Here is a 17,552-nt window from a genome sequence, read left to right on the forward strand (position 1 = left end):
CCTATACCGGCTCCCTCCCGCAGTTAGCAACCAGCAACTTGTCTCTCCTCTCAGAGCTCGCAGCCTTTCCTTCTACGTTGCCCACGCTTTGCCAACTTCGGCTAGCGGCACGCAGCCTTTGTATGGTCCCGGTACCTGGTTGTATTGCAGTACCTGTGTTGCTCCGGCCTGACTGGTGAAGAACCCTAATAGTGTTAGTTCTTTCATCTCTAGTATAAATGGTTTTCCGCCATCACTTCCGGCCCTCCACCATCCAACAGAACCACCTCCGGATGACTTCGAAAGTGCATCTTCATGATGTTTTTTTACCAGCGCTATTTTCTCGTCAGTGCTGCATGTAGCAAAAGGTTCTCCGTATGTCTTCTTCGCTTCTTCATCAAAATCTGTAAGACCTTTTGTAAACCTGTCTTTATCAGCCTGCGGATAAACCTCTTTTAATATACCATCTATAAAAGCAGGCACCCCAGCATCTTTGGCACCGGGTGTATCTGTTTTAGGTACGAGCACTTCAGCAAGTTCGGCAATGAGCAATGCCTGCTCGGGTGTGAAGAACTGGGGTGCATAATTTAATTCAGGAGCGGCCTTGCAACCATTCAGCATGCCGATCAATGCAGGTCCGGTTACGGCATAGCCCAGTGCAAGGGCTGTACGTTGTAATGCTTCACGTCTGTTCATAGCATTTATATTTTTGTTGATACCGATAATCAGTATATATAGTCTTGTTATTTCAGATTTCCTTTCTTCAATTCGTTCACAGCATAGTCTGCTGCGCGAGCTGTTAGCGCCATATAGGTTAGCGATGGATTCTGGCAAGCAGAAGATGTCATACAGGCACCATCTGTTACAAACACATTGGGCGCATCGTGCACCTGGTTCCATTTGTTTAGTACCGATGTCTTCTGATCTTTACCCATACGTGCCGTGCCCATTTCATGAATACCGAGTCCCATGTTATCGGCTACATCATACGTTCTTACGTTTTTGAAACCCGCACCTTCCAGCATCTCAGCGGCTGACTCTTTCATGTCTTTGCGCATTGCTTTTTCGTTCTCCTTCCACTCGGCATCGATGTTGAGTGTCGGCAAACCATATATATCTTTCTTATCGGCGTTGATTGTTACTTTGTTTTCATAGTATGGCAGACACTCGCCAAAACCGGTTATACCAATCTTCCACGGCCCCGGATTCTCTAACGACTTCTTCAGATCTGCTCCAAACGACATCTCCGCAACACCACGTGCCCAACTCTCACGACTTGCACCACCCTGATATCCGAAACCACGTATATAGTCTGTACGTTTATCGTTGCCTATATTCCGGAAGCGTGGTATATATATACCGTTTGGTCTGCGACCGATATAGTATTTATCTTCAAAGCCCTCTACGTCTGCCTCGGCACCGGTACGGTATTGATGATCCATTAAGTAATGACCAAGATGACCACTGTTATTACCGAGCCCTTGCGGATGACTGCTTGAAATCGAGTTTAACAGAACAAATGTACTCGCCAATGCAGATGCGTTCAGGAATATAACTTTCGCAAAAAACTCAATCTCTTCTTTTGTATTGGCATCCAGCACGCGAACACCTATAGCCTTGCGCTTTTGTTCGTCATAAATTACTGAATGAACAATAGAGTGTGGACGCAACGTCATGTTACCTGTTTTCATGGCAGCCGGCAACGTAGAAGCATTGCTGCTAAAGTATGCACCATACGGACAACCGCGATCGCACATGTTACGCGACTGGCAAACACCGCGTGAAGGATCGTGCGGAAGCGGAGCCGTTAAATGTGCTACGCGACCTATCGTAAGTTTCCTTCCGAATTTCTCGGATAGTTTATCGCGAAATACTTCTTCAACACAATTCAATTCCATAGGCGGAAGAAATTTACCATCGGGCAAATGCGGTATACCTTCTGCCTGACCGCTTACACCTATATATGACTCTACATAGTCGTACCACGGAGCAAGATCTTTATAGCGTATAGGCCAATCTATACCAACACCATCTTTTGCATTGGCTTCGAAATCAAGATCCGACAACCGGTATGTTTGTTTACCCCACATAAGAGAACGTCCACCGGCATGATAGCCACGAATCCAGTCGAACGGTTTTACTTCTGTATATGGATTTTCAAGATCATTTACCCACCAATGTTTATTGGCTTGGTTTACCCAGTACGTACGAGATTGAACCGGGTAAAATTTTAATTCTTCTTCGGTAAGTTTATTACCGTGCGGTAACTGCCATGGGTCTTTCGTCATGGTAGGGTAATCAACCTGGTGCTTTACATCCCGGCCCCGTTCCAGTACAAGCGTTTTTAGTCCTTTCTCTGTCAGCTCTTTTGCCGCCCATCCTCCGCTTATACCCGTACCTACAACAATAGCATCATAGGTATTTTGTTTTTGCGCTTCAATATTTAGGTTCATGTCTGGTAGGTTTGAACGATTAATTAACGACTTAATATCGTGAATGAAAAATTTAAACTGCTTTTTATGAGCAACAGCATTTTATAACCAGATTCGTGTAATTTTAATCAGTATACAGGTTTATTTATCAGAAGATTTCATCCTTCTGAAACGCATTAGAAAATAACGCTGCGATCGTGTAGTTAGTACGTTACAGCGATTTACCCTACACAGACTCGAATAAAAGCTGGAAACAAACAGAATATAACTATATATTTATTGAATGCTAGCAAGATGCGTGAGCATGTTATACTATGAAACAGACAGGGGCTGAAGAAAATAAAGTTGAAGAAGCAAAGACATTATTGAAGCAGGCTTTTGATTGCAGAAGTTATGATCTGCAAAAAAGTATAGCACTGGCGCAACGTGTCATCACGATAAGTGAACAGATTGAAGATGCTGAACTTTCTGCGCTGGCAAAAAATCAGCTGGCACTATACCTCATGATCCGGGGCGACTACAATAAAGTATTAAGCCTTGCCGAAGATGCCCTGAAGTTTTTTGACAATAACCAGGACATGAAAGGTATAGCAGATGCAAAATATGCTATAGCCGGAGTTCATTATAAAACTGATAATTTTCATTTAGGATTAGTATACCTGCTCGATTGTCTTTTCATCTATCGCAACCTGGGCGATCACTATAACGAAGCGCGCGTACTAAAATCACTCGGTACTATATATGAATACCTGGACGACCAGGAGAATGCTATCAGTTCATATTTAAGTTCGGTTGCTGCCGGGCGCCTTACCAACGATCCCAACCTCGAGTCAAATGCTTACAATCCGCTTTCCGGTATATATCTGAAACGCGGACTTATTGATCTTGCATTGGCTACGGTCGAAAAAAGTATTACGCTAAAAAAACAAACCAACGACATACGCGGACTTGGTTTTTCACTCTACGGTCGCGGCAAAGTATATATCAAACTCAAACGCTTTGATGAAGCGCTGGAAGACCTGAATCAATCACTCAAGATACACCTGGAAGCAAGCGATCAATTGGGTATTGCCATGACGCACAACAAACTCGGTGTACTCTATTATGAGCTTGGTAAAAATGACAAAGCCTGCGAGCACCTGGAGCTGGCACAACAGGTGGCCAACCAGTATAACATCCGGTTTGTACGCTATAAATCGCTGTATAATCTTCACCTGGTAGCGCGCAGTGAAGGTAAGTTAGACGAAGCGATTCGTTACCTGGATGAGTATATCGTGATCAAGGAATCGCTTGTCGTGTCTCATACTTATAACGCTGTAAAAAGTTATGAAGCCATCGCGAAAGTAAAATTTCTGGAAATGGAGGCCGAGATACAGCGCAGCAAAACAGAGATCATTGAAAAGAAAAATGCCGAACTCGACTCATTCTTTTATCGTGTCTCACACGATCTGAAAGGCCCTATATCTTCGCTGCTCGGCTTGAATAACCTGATGAAGCTTGAGATCAAAGACGAGCACATCCTAAAGTATATTGATATGTATCAGTCACAGATTGTGCGCATTGATAATATCGTGCTTGATCTCATCAACATTACACGCATGAACCACATGGAGGTTAAGCGCACAAAGATAGATTTTGAGACACTGCTGAATGACTGCATCTCTACCTATCACTTCCTGGAAAACTTTAAGCACATACGGTTTACCATTGAAGTTGAAGCCGGTCTTGAATTTTACTCCGAGTGGGCGATTGTCAATACTATTCTGCAGAATCTTATCGAGAATGCCATCAAGTATTCTATGCCGGAGAAAGAGCCTACCGTGCGCATTGCAGTTTCGCGCGATGATAATTTTCTGATCATTATTGTAGAAGATAATGGTATAGGTATAGATCCGCGATTGCAGTCAAAAGTTTTTAATATGTTCTTCCGTGCAAACGATCATGTAGAAGGTACAGGGCTCGGGCTCTATATTTTGAAACGTGCCGTGGAGCGTTTGCATGGCGAAGTGTCTGTTAAAAGTGAAGTGTATCAAGGTACAGCGTTCACGGTAAAATTGCCATTTCAGAAGCCCTGACCGAATTTTCATCTGAATTACTAACAGTTGTACGCGAATCGCAGTAAAAAATTTTTCCCGCAAGACTTGGAAACAACTTTCGCAGACTCTACGTTTGTGGTATCAAAGTCGAATAAGCACTCTTGCTTGATCGATTTATAAAGAAGCGCGGAGAGACAGGCTCTAAGAAGCGCTAGCAACCACTCCCGATAATAAGGAAAAGGTGCTAAATCCTGACTCCGGTTTGGATGGTCCATGCCGGGAAATATAAACCGATGAAAATGAAAAGCATCATTAACACCATCATTTCCGGGTCAGGCTTGCATAGCCTCCGTGCTTATCTTTCCGAAATTATTCATGCTATTAACAACTGCATGTGCAACGCATGTTGTTGTTGCGCGTACTGTTGCTGCTAATCTATAGCGCACCGCTTTCAGCAACAGACGAGTCTCACGATCTGCCATACGTGACAGGCATGATTACGGCTACGTATACTTCTCTATAGCAAAAATCCTCTTTCAGAAATTTTAGTCATTCACCCGAATAAAAAAATATAGTTATGTCAAATCTACATTTTGAAACCCTCCAACTCCATGCCGGCCAGGAAATCGATCCTACAACCCGCTCACGTGCTGTACCTATTTATCAGACTACGTCCTATACATTTAAGGACTCTGAACACGGTGCCAATCTTTTTGCATTAAAAGAATTTGGCAATATATATACCCGCATCATGAACCCGACAACCGATGTGTTTGAAAAACGCATTGCTGCCCTCGAAGGCGGTGTCGCTGCACTCGCTACAGGCTCGGGACAAGCTGCACAATTTTTAGCACTCAATAACATTCTTCAGACTGGTGATAACTTTGTCTCCACTTCCTTTCTATATGGAGGTACCTATAACCAGTTCAAAGTTGCTTTCAAACGCCTCGGTATAGATGCGCGCTTTGCTGAAGGTGATAAACCAGAAGCTTTCGAAAAGCTGATTGACAAGAATACAAAAGCACTATATCTGGAAACGATTGGTAACCCGGGCTTTAACATTCCTGATTTTGAAGCCATCGCAGCGCTTGCTAAAAAACATGATCTGCCACTTATTGTTGATAATACATTTGGTGCTGCCGGATACTTGTTCCGCCCGCTGGAACATGGCGCACATATAGTAGTACAATCGGCAACAAAATGGATTGGTGGTCATGGTACATCTATAGGTGGTGTAATTGTAGATGGCGGAAACTATAACTGGGGCAATGGCAAATTTCCACAGTTCATAGAACCATCCGAAGGATATCACGGTCTTAAATTCTGGGAAGTATTTGGTGAAGGTAATCCGCTGGGCTTACCAAATATAGCCTTCATCATCCGCGCACGCGTGGAAGGTCTGCGTGATTTCGGACCATCCTTAAGTCCGTTCAATTCATTCCTGTTGCTGCAAGGACTTGAGACACTTTCACTGCGCGTACAGCGCTCGGTAGATAATGCACTTGCCCTGGCACAGTGGCTTGAGCAACACGAACTGGTAGAGAGTGTAAACTACCCGGGCTTAACAAGCAGCACCTATCACAAGCTTGCTAAAAAATATTTACGCAATGGTTTTGGTGGGGTATTCTCTTTCACGCTGAAAGGTACCAAGCAACACACCGCTAAATTTGTAGACAGCCTTAAACTGATTAGTCACCTGGCAAATGTAGGCGATGCTAAAACACTCATCATTCAACCTTCCGCTACAACCCATCAGCAACTCAATGAAGAAGAACAGATCACAGCCGGTGTACTGCCTACCCTGCTGAGAATTTCTGCCGGCATTGAACACATTGATGATATCAAAGCAGACCTGCAGCAGGCATTTGCAAAAGTATATGAAGGAGAATTGATAGCCTGATTAAAGTATAAATCCTAGTTAAAGTTAAGTATAAATGCATCCGTTCCCTCTCCCCGCCATAGGGAGAGGTGAAACGGGTGAAGCACTACCACCACCATGGAAAAACACGATCACACCTTTCACTACAATCATCCGTTCGATCTTGAGTCGGGATCAACTTTGCCCGGCTTCCAGTTGAAATATACTACCCTTGGAAAACTCAACCACGAACGCTCTAACATTGTGTGGGTATGCCACGCATTGACGGGCAGTTCTGACTTTACCGATTGGTGGGGCGATCTGTTTCGTGAAGGAAGTGCTTTCGATCCGAAAGATCATTTTATTATTTGCGCCAATATACTAGGTGGATGCTACGGCTCTACCGGCCCGCTGTCAATCAATCCGGATAACGGTAAACCTTTTTATCACACATTTCCATTGTTAACGAATCGCGATGTAGTGCGCGCGTTCGATCTGTTGAGACAGGAACTCAAAATTGAAAAGATACATACCCTGCTGGGGGGTTCACTCGGAGGGCAACAGGTTGTAGAATGGGCCGTTCAGCAACCGGATGTATTCGATCATATAATTCCCATGGCATGCAATGCATTTCATTCACCATGGGGTATAGCCTTTAATGAAGCACAGCGGTTAGCCATTGAAGCTGACCCTACGTGGAAAGAAAGTGATGTGCGTGCCGGTTCGGAAGGACTGAAAGCTGCACGTGCTATAGGCATGATATCATACCGGTATTATGAAACATTCAATCAGACACAGGTTGAAAAAGGTAACGAGAAGCTGGATGAGTTTCGTGCTGCTACCTACCAGCGTTACCAGGGACAAAAGTTGGTGAATCGCTTCAACGCATTTACATACTGGACTCTTTCCAAGATTATGGACAACCATAACGTGGGAAGAAATCGTACTGGTGTAAAAGAAGCCCTGCACACTATAAAAGCAAAAACATTAGTAATCGCCATAGATACAGATATACTCTTCCCGGTGAGTGAACAGAAATTCCTGGCAGAGAATATACCGCATGCACAGTATGCCGAGCTGGTATCGCTGTATGGTCATGACGGATTTTTAGTAGAGTTCGAACAATTGGACACCATCATAAAGCAGTTCTATCAACAGAAAACATTAAGTCAGGTATTATCATGAGAAAAAAATTGAAGTTAGGTCTCTTCGGGTTTGGATGTGTAGGTCAGGGTCTATATCACGTTTTGCACGAAACCCATGGTGGTGTGCAAGCAGAGATTAAAAAAGTATGCGTAAAAAACAAGAACAAGCAACGCCCGGTAAAGGAAGATTTTTTTACGTTTGATAAAGAAGAAATTCTGAATGACGCCGAGATCGATGTAGTTGTAGAACTGATTGATGACGCGCAGGCTGCTTATGAAATTGTGAAGACTGCCCTGCTGCATGGCAAAGCTGTAGTAACGGCCAACAAAAAAATGCTGGCAGAGCACATGGAAGAAATATATACCCTTCAGCAGCAAACCGGCAAACCTGTACTCTACGAAGGTGCTGTGTGCGGAAGTATACCAATCCTCCGTAACCTCGAAGAGTATTACGACAATGATCTGCTCAACAGCATTGAAGGTATATTTAACGGATCGACCAATTATATACTTACCAAAGTATTTGAAGAAAAGAAGAGTTATGCTGATGCGTTGAAAAAAGCACAGGAGCTTGGCTTTGCAGAAAGCGATCCGAGCCTGGATGTGAAAGGCTATGATCCCAAGTATAAATTGGTAATTGCTATTGCTCACACGTTCGGTCTCTTCATTCAACCAGAAGAAGTGATCAATATCGGGATCGATAAAATCTCTGACCTTGATCTGAAGTTTGCACGCGATAACAACTATACTATAAAACTGATTGCACGCTCGTTCCGAATCGACAATAAGGTATATGGCTTTGTGGCCCCTCAGTTTATTGAAGCTACCAATCCGCTGGCATCTGTTCGCAATGAGTATAATGCCGTGCAGGTGCAAGGTGCCTTTGCAGAAAAGCAACTCTTTATAGGGAAAGGCGCAGGAAGTTACCCGACCGGTTCTGCTGTGTTATCCGATCTCTCTGCATTGTCTTATGACTATGCTTATGAATATAAAAAGCTTCATCAGTCAGACCGTTTTGAATTCTCTAACGAATTGATCGTAGAAGCCTACATAAGCTTCGAAGAAGATGCAAAAATTTCCATCGCCGATTTCGAAGTATTCCAGTCAGGCTACGCTGCCAACGGGAAACAGTATATGGTTGGCCAGGTTAAACTGTCCAAACTGAAAGCGTGGTCACAGACTCCGGGCATCGGCATCATATTGGCACCGGAAAGTAAATTCATTCCTGTTAAAACATCTGCTGTGAAAGAAGCCTTGCTGGCATAACTTTACCTGCCGAAACATTTTAAAAAGATTACAAAAATAGACCGTGTTGAAACGGTCTATTTTGTTTTTAACTGGTTTTTTGATAACTATGATAAGACCAATTAACCCAAAAATTGAAAAGGCTGACAGCGATATTCTTTCTGCTGGTTTTCCTGTTTAACACAGGTGGCTATTACCTTGCTTTTTGGGCTATTAAACAACACGCTAAAGAAAATTTGCTCGAGCGCTTGAATGCATCGCAGTATAACAAAGAAGAAGCTGTTGTATTTACCATTCCCTTCTCACTTCCCTACCCGGTTTCTGACGGCAGTTACGAACGCGTACATGGCGATTTCGAATATGCCGGTGAATACTATAAACTCGTAAAACAAAAACTGGTAAACGATACGCTATTTATAGTATGCGTAAAAGATAAAGCGACAAAACACATCGAAGAAACATTATCGGACTACGCACGGTCAGCAAACAATTTACCCATTGGTGCCAAACAGGCTTTCAATTTTATATCGAAGCTCTTTAAAGACTTTCACAGCGAAACCAAAATTTCTATCTCTGCTATAGAATCCGTTGCTCTGAATACAGTCGTTCTAATAAGTTCACCCCCGGTAACGCAACCCGATCACGCCATCGATACGCCTCCTCCGGAAGTATTTATGTTATAGAATTTTATTTCCGTGATCACATCGTCTGCAGACGATGTGATGGTGCGCATGTATGCGAATATATACGTGCGCGTAATTCTATCTCATAACTACTAAACGATATCTATGAAACTGAAATTATACTATTTTTCTATAGCACTGTTGGGCATACTCGTTATTAATACCGATAGCTTCGCACAAGGTTGTGTAGCGGTACGTAATATGTCTTCATGCTCCATGATCTTCGACAGCACCACCAGTAAATCGTGGCAGTTCTCACTCAACTATCGCTACTTTAAATCCTTCCGCCATTTTACAGGAAGCGAAGAAGATAAAGAACGCGTGGAAGAAAACACAAACGTGATCAATCACGACAACTCTGTGATACTGGGCATCAACTATACCATCAATCGCAGATGGTCTGTATCCGTGGGTGTACCGATGGTATATATAGACCGGTCGTCACGTCCGCGTAATGCCGATGGCCAACGTGTACCCGAACGCCACTATACAACTTCAAAAGGCCTGGGTGACATTCGCCTGATGGGATATTATGCTATTGTACCCAACAATCCTTCCGGAAGTTTACTCGCAGGCGTTGGTGTTAAACTCCCCACTGGCAATTATAAATATGAAGATGATGCGTATGTAAATGGCAATTATAACAGACGACCTGTTGACCAGTCAATTCAACCCGGTGATGGCGGATTAGGAATTATTGTCGAAGTGGATTTCCTCCGCGAGGTTAGCCGGAATATATATGTATATGCCAACGGATCGTATCTCTTCAATCCTAAGAACACAAACGGAACCAAAACAAACCGAAGCAATCCGTTCGAAGCAGAAATGTCGGTGCCTGATCAATTGTTTTTACGTGCCGGTGCCCGCTATATGATCAAACAATTTCAGCTTGGTATAGGCGGACGCGTAGAAGGTATACCTACGCACGATATTATCGGCAAGACAGACGGCTTCAGAAGACCAGGCTACATTGTATCGCTTGAGCCTTCGGCATTGGTAAGTCTGGGTAAGCACGTTGTAGGTGTAAATGTACCGATAGCATTATATCGCAACCGTACAAAAAGCGTAGCGGACCAACGTCTGCAAGATCAAAACGGTGATGGCAACGATGTGCATGGTGATGCCGCCTTTGCAGATTGGTTACTATCGGTTACCTACGCATTCCGATTCTCACACTAATATTTTAACTATATATACTCTATCTAAAAAACTATATAATTCCCAAACCACATCTATGAAACTAAAACTCTACTATTTATCCTTAGTACTTGCAGGCGTACTGCTCGCCAACACCGAGGCCGCGGCACAAGGTTGCGTTGCTGTACGCAACATGTCTTCCTGTGCGCTGGAATTCGACAGTACTGCCAGCAGCTCATGGCAGTTCTCCCTGAACTATCGTTACTTCCGATCCTTCAGGCACTTTCGTGGAACACACGAGGAAAAGAATCGTGTTGAAGACGGAACGGAAGTTATCAACAACGATAACTCTATATTACTGGGTATATCTTATACCATTAACAGACGCTGGAGTGTAAGTGCTACTATACCGTTGATATATATCGACCGCTCTTCTCTCTACGAGCATAAGGGCAACAATAGCGGAGAGCGTTACCACACATCGTCACAAGGATTAGGCGATGTTCGAATTACCGGTTATTATACCGTATTACCACACAATCAAAAAACACAATTGTTGGTAGGACTTGGTGTTAAGCTGCCAACCGGTAACTATAATTACAAAGACGAGTTCCACAAAGCCGATGGTATACAAACATTGCCGGTAGATCAGTCTATTCAACCTGGCGATGGCGGAACAGGGATCATCACGGAGTTTGACTTCCTGCAAAAGCTTAGTCATAAATTTGCGATCTACTCAACAGGAGTATACTTGTTCAACCCGCGCAATACAAATGGAACACTAAGAAGTCAGAACCTGACCGATGGCATACCACTTTCAAATGAAATGTCGGTGTGCGATCAATTCCAGGTTCGCCTGGGTGCACGCTATTCCGTAAACAAGCTTCAGTTTGCGCTGGGCGGTCGCTATGAGGGTATACCTTCTGAAGATATATTTGGTGATAGCGATGGTTTCCGCAGACCGGGTCGTATTCTTTCCGTTGAACCTTCTGTCAACTATGTTACCGGTAAACACTTCATTGGTGTAAATTTCCCGATAGCGTTGGCGAGAAATCGTACGCAAAGCGTTATTGACAAGAAGCGCACTGAGCTCAGCGGTAACTTCACCCAGGGAGATGCTGCCTTTGCAGATTGGCTGTTGTCTGTTACGTATGCATTCCGATTTGCAAAATAATCTATATATACCCCTACATGAAAAAAGGAGAGTCGTAATGACTCTCCTTTTTTATTCCGTTATCTGCTACTATATAGTTACTCGGCTGGCATTGACTTTTCAACACGTAAACCTACCGCGAGTATACCTTGCAGTGTATCGGTGCGCATAAACTGCTCGAACTTGATTTTATATTTACCAGGCTTCTGAAACTGGTAGTTCTTTAGCAGTAATAACCGGTGATCATATATATCTCCAAGTCCGCTGTTGCCCAGCGGCTTTCCGGATTTAGCTTCGAAAAGATAATCGTTGGTGAGACTTTTGTGCACTACATTACCTATCGAATCCTGCAGGTAATAGGTCATAAACAATCTTGACCATGGATACGAAACAGCATTTCGCACATTTCCATATAAATTATACTTTACATTGCTATCATCGATAACAAACTCAAATTCCGGTTTATTGTTTACGAGCCAATACCCTTCTTCGAAGTCAGTATACTGTTCATAGATCCGGTTGTCTTCACATCCCGTTGCAAGGATGGTGATGATTATTACTATCCAGAAAAATCTCATGACGGCTGATTACCTGGCTTTGGTTTATTTGGATTTTGATTACCTCCGCGGTTATCTCGGTTCGGTCGGTTCTCGCGCGGCCCCTGGTTAGAACGCTGCGGTTTGTTTTCGCGCGGTCCCTGTATATCTCCCTGGCCCTGATTCGAACGTTGTTGGGTTTTACCTTCACGCGGCCCTTGTACATCACCCTGCCCCTGATTAGAGCGTTGCTGTTGTTTATCGCGCGGTCCCTGTATATCGCCTTGTCCCTGGTTCGAACGTTGCTGTTGCTTATCACGTGGTCCTTGTACATCGCCCTGCCCCTGGTTATGTCGTTGCTGACGATTGTCACGATTACCCTGATTACCACGGTTGGGCTGGGGGCCGGAAGTTTGTGCCTGCTGATTCTGGTTGCCCTGGTTCTGATTACCCGGAGCTCCGCCTTTACCTTTTTTCTTTTTGTTACGTGACTTACTCTTGAAGCGCTTGTCCATCTGGTCGAGATCGCTGTTGAGTGGTCCGGTTGTTACCTTCTCTTCAACTATATCAATCTCAAGTGTAGCGGGGCGCTTGCCATCACGATTCATTTGAAGAATATGATTGACCCGCTGTATATTTAACGGGTACCATGTATTCTCTTCTTTGAAACCGAACCACATGATCTTTCTGAATATATCTGTCTTCTGCAGAACAGCTTCACCTTTCTCTGTGAGCAGCGGAGCTTCTACCTTCGGTATATCTTCCAGTGCTTCCATATAGGTCTCAAGCTCGTAGTTGAGACAACACTTCAATCGTCCGCATTGTCCTGAAAGTTTGCTTGGATTGAGTGACAGATTTTGATAGCGTGCTGCACTGGTGGCTACGTTTTTAAATTCACTTAACCATGTAGCACAGCATAGTTCACGACCACATACACCTATACCTCCCAAACGACCTGCTTCCTGGCGCAAACTTATCTGGCGCATTTCTACCCTGATCTTGAATTCGCCCGCGAGTAGTTTAATCAACTCGCGAAAGTCAACACGATCATCAGCCGAGTAAAAGAATGTAGCCTTCATGTTATCGGCCTGATACTCGATGTCTGAAAGTTTCATTTCGAGTTTCAGGTCACGAATGATCTCGCGCGTGCGATATAGTGTTGGCATCTCGCGCTTCTTCACCTCCTCGAATTTCTCGAGGTCTTTCTGATGCGCGATGCGGTATATCTTTTTGATCTCACCATCGTTGGCTACTTTTTTCTTCTGCATTTGCAGACGCACGAGTTCGCCCTGAAGTGATATATAGCCTATATGATGACCGTTGGGGACTTCCACCACAACAGCATCGCCCGTAGTAAGAAGCAATTTATCGGTGTTACGGAAAAATTCTTTTCTACCGTTTTTGAAACGTACCTCTGCTATATCAAATCGATCCTGCGTTGGCATGTCCATGTTCGACAGCCAATCGAATACATTCATTTTGTTGCAGCCGCCCGTGCCACAGGCTCCGTTGTTGTTGCAACCGGCTGTTTTGCCGTTTTTATCTTTTACAGATCCGCATGAACATCCCATTTGTTTACACTTTATAGTTCAACAAATCCTGCCCTATATCTTTGCGGAAGTACAAGCCATCCCACTGTATCTGCTCGGCTGTCTCATACGCCTTTTCACGCGCTTCGTTCAGCGAGTTTCCCTTACCGGATATAGCGAGTACGCGCCCTCCTTCTGTAACTACATTTTCCTGGTGCTGTTTTGTTCCTGCGTGGAACACCAATGCTTTCGCATGATTATGAAGACCGCTGATCACTTTGCCTTTTTCATAATCACCCGGATAACCGCCCGATACCAATGCGATGGTAACAGCGTGTTGATCGTCTATATCAATAATCTTACCCGCCAATGAACCATTTGCAGCAGCCACGAGCAATTCCAGGAAATCGCTTTTAATGCGAGGCATCACAGCCTGTGTTTCCGGATCGCCCATGCGCGCGTTATATTCAATAACGTATGGCGTGCCGCCAACATTCATCAATCCAACAAAGATGAATCCTTTATAGTCAATCGCATCTTTCTTCAAACCTTCAATGGTTGGTTTTACCACTTCATCTTCTACGCGTTTCATAAAAGAATTGGTAGCAAACACTACGGGCGATACCGCACCCATGCCTCCGGTATTAGGTCCTGTATCACCATCTCCGATGCGTTTATAGTCTTTGGCTTCCGGCAGGATCACATAATCCTTACCGTCTGTCAGAACAAATACAGAGAGTTCTATACCATTCAAAAATTCTTCGATGAGCACTTTCGCGCTGGCCTCTCCGAATTTTTTATTTACAAGCATTTCCTTCACCACCGCTTTTGCCTCTGCCTGACTCAGACTGATAATAACGCCTTTACCGGCAGCCAGTCCATCGGCCTTTAATACGATGGGAGGTTTGCAGGTAGCGATATAGTCAAACGCCTGATCGAGCTCCGCAACCTGAAAGGTTCTGGCCTTTGCAGTTGGTATATTATTGCGGATCATAAACTGCTTCGAGAAATCTTTACTTCCTTCCAGTTGGGCACCCAGTTTACCAGGACCAACCATCAGAATGTTTTTAAGCTTGGGATCAGCTTCAAAAAAATCGCGAATACCTTTTACCAGTGGTGCTTCCGGACCTACCACAATGAGGTCTATAGCGCTGTCCAGGCAGAATTGCCCAAGCTTTAAAAAGTCGTCAGCCGCGATGGCTACATTTTCGGCAATCTGCGCCGTGCCCGGATTACCCGGTGCAACATAAAGTTTCCCGCACTGCGGGCTTTGCTTTATCTTCCAGGCAAGAGCATGCTCTCTGCCTCCGTTCCCTATAATGAGTATATTCATTGAGGTCAAAATCTAGTTGAATCCCAAAGATAGCCGCGAAATCGGTTAAATAAAACGGCCCCGGGCAGCGGGCCCGTTATTCGTTAATCGTTATCGGTTATTCGCTAACCGTTATTGTAAATAAATGCAAGAGAAAAGCCGAAGATATATCGTGATGGAAGCTGCTGATAACGCAAGCAATTAACGACAACTCCTGAAATGAAAAACGTGAATGAGAAAAATCCCATTCACGTTTTACGGATACTTGATAACGATTAACATCTCATCAGTTTGCGTATTCTGACATGAACTTGATGCGCATCATTCTGATCTCTTCTTCGGAGTAATCAGCGATCGAGTCATCATTGAGTGCTGCTTCAAGACTGTCGGTATCAGCATTCATAAAGTAATCATGTATATCATCCTGCTTGTGCGGATCGAGCACCTGATCTATATAGTAGTTCAGGTTAAGCTTTGTTCCGGAGTAGCAGATGTTTTCGATCTCAGTCAACATATCTTCGAATGATAAGTTGATTGTTTCTGCAATCTCTTCCAGATCAACTTTGCGATCGATCTGCTGAATGATAAAGATCTTCGTCTTCGATTTATTGACAGAAGCTTTTACAACTACATCGCTCGCTGTCTCAATATCATTCTCATCTACATATTGCTGAATAACTTCGAGAAATTCTTTTCCGAACTTATTCACCTTACCCATACCCACTCCATTGACCTGCGCGAGATCATCTTTCGTTGTCGGGTATGTGGTAGCCATCTCTTCGAGTGATGGATCCTGGAAGATCACATACGGAGGAAGGTTCTTATCCTTCGCGATCTTCTTGCGAAGTGTTTTGAGTATCTCAAACAGCTTCACATCATACGACTTCGTATTTACCGGAGTGCGTGCTTCTGATTCTTCTTCTTCTTCAACCTCCGTAGTAAAGTCGTGGTCGCGCGCCAGTTCAATTGAGTGAGGCTTCTTCAGGAAGTCTTCACCTCTTTTCGTAACCCTTAACGCACCGATGTTATCTATATCTTTCTCCAGGTATTGATAGATCAATGTCTGGCGTATAACTGATTTCCAGTAATCAGCATCCTCTTCTGAACCTTTGCCATATATAGCAAGGTCGAAGTGGCCATAGCTTTTTACGTATTCATCTTCAACACCACGAACAACATTTACCAGGTGATTGAGACCGAAGCGTTCGTTGGTTTGCTTCACGGCTTGTATAACAAGCTTCACAGCATCCATACCTTCGAAGCGCTCGCGCGGATGCACACAGTTGTCACACATGCCGCAGTTCTCTTCTTTATACTCTTCACCAAAGTAATGAAGCAATTGCCTTCTGCGACATACCGGTGACTCGGCATAGTATTCCATCTCCTGCAAGAGTATACGTGCGTTCTCACGCTCCTGCACCGGTTTGTCTTTGTTGAACTTCTCTAGTTTGTTCAAGTCGTTGTGACTATAGAACATGAGACACAAACCTTCGAGACCATCGCGACCTGCACGACCTGTTTCTTGGTAATACCCTTCAAGTGATTTCGGAACATCGTAGTGTACAACAAAGCGAACATCGGGTTTATCTATACCCATACCGAACGCTATCGTTGCAACGATGATATCTACTTCTTCATTCAGAAAGTCATCCTGATTTTTCATGCGCACGTCCGGATCAAGACCTGCATGATACGGTGCTGCTTTAAATCCGTTTACATTCAGTAACTGTGCTATCTCTTCAACCTTCTTGCGGCTGAGACAGTATATAACACCGGATTTACCTTTGTGATCTTTCAGGAATTTGATGAGCTGCTTCTTCGTCTCTTTCTTCGGGCGAACTTCGTAGTATAAATTTTTACGATTGAAAGAAGAGATGAATACATCTGCTTCTTCCATCTGCAGGTTCTTCTGTATATCGATCTGTACTTTCGGTGTAGCCGTTGCTGTGAGTGCAATCACCGGCATATCACCCAAGTTATGGATCATCGCTTTGATCCTTCTATACTCCGGACGGAAGTCGTGTCCCCACTCAGATATACAGTGCGCTTCATCTATAGCAACGAATGAGACATTTACTTTCTTGAGAAATTCTATAGTCTCTTCTTTGTTGAGTGATTCAGGCGCAACGTAAAGTAATTTTACGTTACCGTTCATACACTCTTTCTTCAACCTAGTGATTTCGCTTTTACTTAATGTAGAGTTGAGGAAGCGCGCGTTAACACCGTACGCATTCATCTGGTCTACCTGATTTTTCATCAACGCGATAAGCGGTGATATAACAATTGCTAGTCCATCATTGATCATAGCAGGTAACTGATAACACAGTGACTTACCTGCTCCTGTAGGCATAATTACAAATGTATTCCGTCCGTCAAGCAAATTACGGATAATCGTTTCCTGATTACCACGGAACTGGCTATACCCAAAAATTTCCTTGAGTCTTTCTTTTAGAGCATCTTTCTCTTCGACCAACATCATTTCGTTCTGATAAGTTATATCTTTGTCC

At 43.9% G+C, this 17,552-nt stretch carries 13 protein-coding genes and 1 riboswitch; of the genes, 7 read left to right on the forward strand and 6 right to left on the reverse strand.

The window, feature by feature from the left end:
• Positions 1 to 72 precede the first annotated feature (72 nt).
• Positions 73 to 675 carry a gluconate 2-dehydrogenase subunit 3 family protein gene (locus ACFQ21_RS12470; protein WP_377579478.1) on the reverse strand — a complete coding sequence of 201 codons (603 nt, stop codon included), beginning with the start codon at positions 673 to 675 and terminating at the stop codon, positions 73 to 75.
• A 47-nt stretch (positions 676 to 722) separates the two neighbouring features.
• Entirely contained in the window at positions 723 to 2,432 is a 1,710-nt protein-coding gene (locus tag ACFQ21_RS12475; protein WP_377579480.1) for a GMC oxidoreductase, read from the reverse strand.
• A gap of 293 nt (positions 2,433 to 2,725) precedes the next feature.
• Here ACFQ21_RS12475 and ACFQ21_RS12480 point away from each other — a divergent pair, with 293 nt between their 5' ends.
• From ACFQ21_RS12480 to ACFQ21_RS12510, 7 genes are all read left to right on the forward strand, one after another.
• Positions 2,726 to 4,486 carry a tetratricopeptide repeat protein gene (locus ACFQ21_RS12480; protein ID WP_377579482.1) on the forward strand — a complete coding sequence of 587 codons (1,761 nt, stop codon included), beginning with the start codon at positions 2,726 to 2,728 and terminating at the stop codon, positions 4,484 to 4,486.
• 132 nt (positions 4,487 to 4,618) lie between these two features.
• Positions 4,619 to 4,739: riboswitch (SAM riboswitch) on the forward strand.
• Positions 4,740 to 5,024: 285 nt separating this feature from the next.
• Positions 5,025 to 6,347, forward strand: coding sequence for an O-acetylhomoserine aminocarboxypropyltransferase/cysteine synthase family protein (locus ACFQ21_RS12485; protein ID WP_377579484.1), 1,323 nt, complete (start codon positions 5,025 to 5,027; stop codon positions 6,345 to 6,347).
• A 96-nt stretch (positions 6,348 to 6,443) separates the two neighbouring features.
• Positions 6,444 to 7,490 carry a homoserine O-acetyltransferase family protein gene (locus ACFQ21_RS12490; protein ID WP_377579486.1) on the forward strand — a complete coding sequence of 349 codons (1,047 nt, stop codon included), beginning with the start codon at positions 6,444 to 6,446 and terminating at the stop codon, positions 7,488 to 7,490.
• Entirely contained in the window at positions 7,487 to 8,716 is a 1,230-nt protein-coding gene (locus ACFQ21_RS12495; RefSeq protein WP_377579488.1) for a homoserine dehydrogenase, read from the forward strand. Before ACFQ21_RS12490 ends, ACFQ21_RS12495 begins: the two co-directional genes overlap by 4 nt.
• Positions 8,717 to 8,829: 113 nt before the next feature.
• Positions 8,830 to 9,378: a hypothetical protein gene (locus ACFQ21_RS12500; protein WP_377579490.1), complete on the forward strand. Its 549-nt coding sequence runs from the start codon at positions 8,830 to 8,832 to the stop codon at positions 9,376 to 9,378.
• Between the two features lie 105 nt (positions 9,379 to 9,483).
• Complete coding sequence (locus ACFQ21_RS12505; protein ID WP_377579492.1) at positions 9,484 to 10,557, forward strand: hypothetical protein; 1,074 nt, start codon at positions 9,484 to 9,486, stop codon at positions 10,555 to 10,557.
• Between the two features lie 55 nt (positions 10,558 to 10,612).
• On the forward strand, positions 10,613 to 11,689 hold the full coding sequence (locus ACFQ21_RS12510; RefSeq protein WP_377579494.1) for a transporter: 1,077 nt from the start codon (positions 10,613 to 10,615) through the stop codon (positions 11,687 to 11,689).
• Between the two features lie 77 nt (positions 11,690 to 11,766).
• Here the strand turns inward: ACFQ21_RS12510 and ACFQ21_RS12515 are convergent, their stop codons facing one another.
• From ACFQ21_RS12515 to recQ, 4 genes are all read right to left on the reverse strand, one after another.
• Positions 11,767 to 12,246, reverse strand: coding sequence for a gliding motility lipoprotein GldH (locus tag ACFQ21_RS12515; RefSeq protein WP_377579496.1), 480 nt, complete (start codon positions 12,244 to 12,246; stop codon positions 11,767 to 11,769).
• The gene (gene ricT, locus ACFQ21_RS12520) at positions 12,243 to 13,775 is read right to left on the reverse strand and encodes a PSP1 domain-containing protein (RefSeq protein ID WP_377579498.1); all 1,533 of its coding nucleotides are present in this window, start codon (positions 13,773 to 13,775) and stop codon (positions 12,243 to 12,245) included. The genes ACFQ21_RS12515 and ricT overlap by 4 nt, the downstream gene beginning before the upstream one ends.
• Positions 13,776 to 13,779: 4 nt before the next feature.
• Entirely contained in the window at positions 13,780 to 15,066 is a 1,287-nt protein-coding gene (purD, locus tag ACFQ21_RS12525; protein ID WP_377579500.1) for a phosphoribosylamine--glycine ligase, read from the reverse strand.
• 265 nt (positions 15,067 to 15,331) lie between these two features.
• Entirely contained in the window at positions 15,332 to 17,521 is a 2,190-nt protein-coding gene (recQ, locus tag ACFQ21_RS12530) for a DNA helicase RecQ (RefSeq protein ID WP_377579658.1), read from the reverse strand.
• Positions 17,522 to 17,552 lie beyond the last annotated feature (31 nt).

The organism is Ohtaekwangia kribbensis, assembly GCF_042676245.1.
In the GTDB taxonomy this organism is placed as follows: domain Bacteria; phylum Bacteroidota; class Bacteroidia; order Cytophagales; family Cyclobacteriaceae; genus Ohtaekwangia; species Ohtaekwangia kribbensis.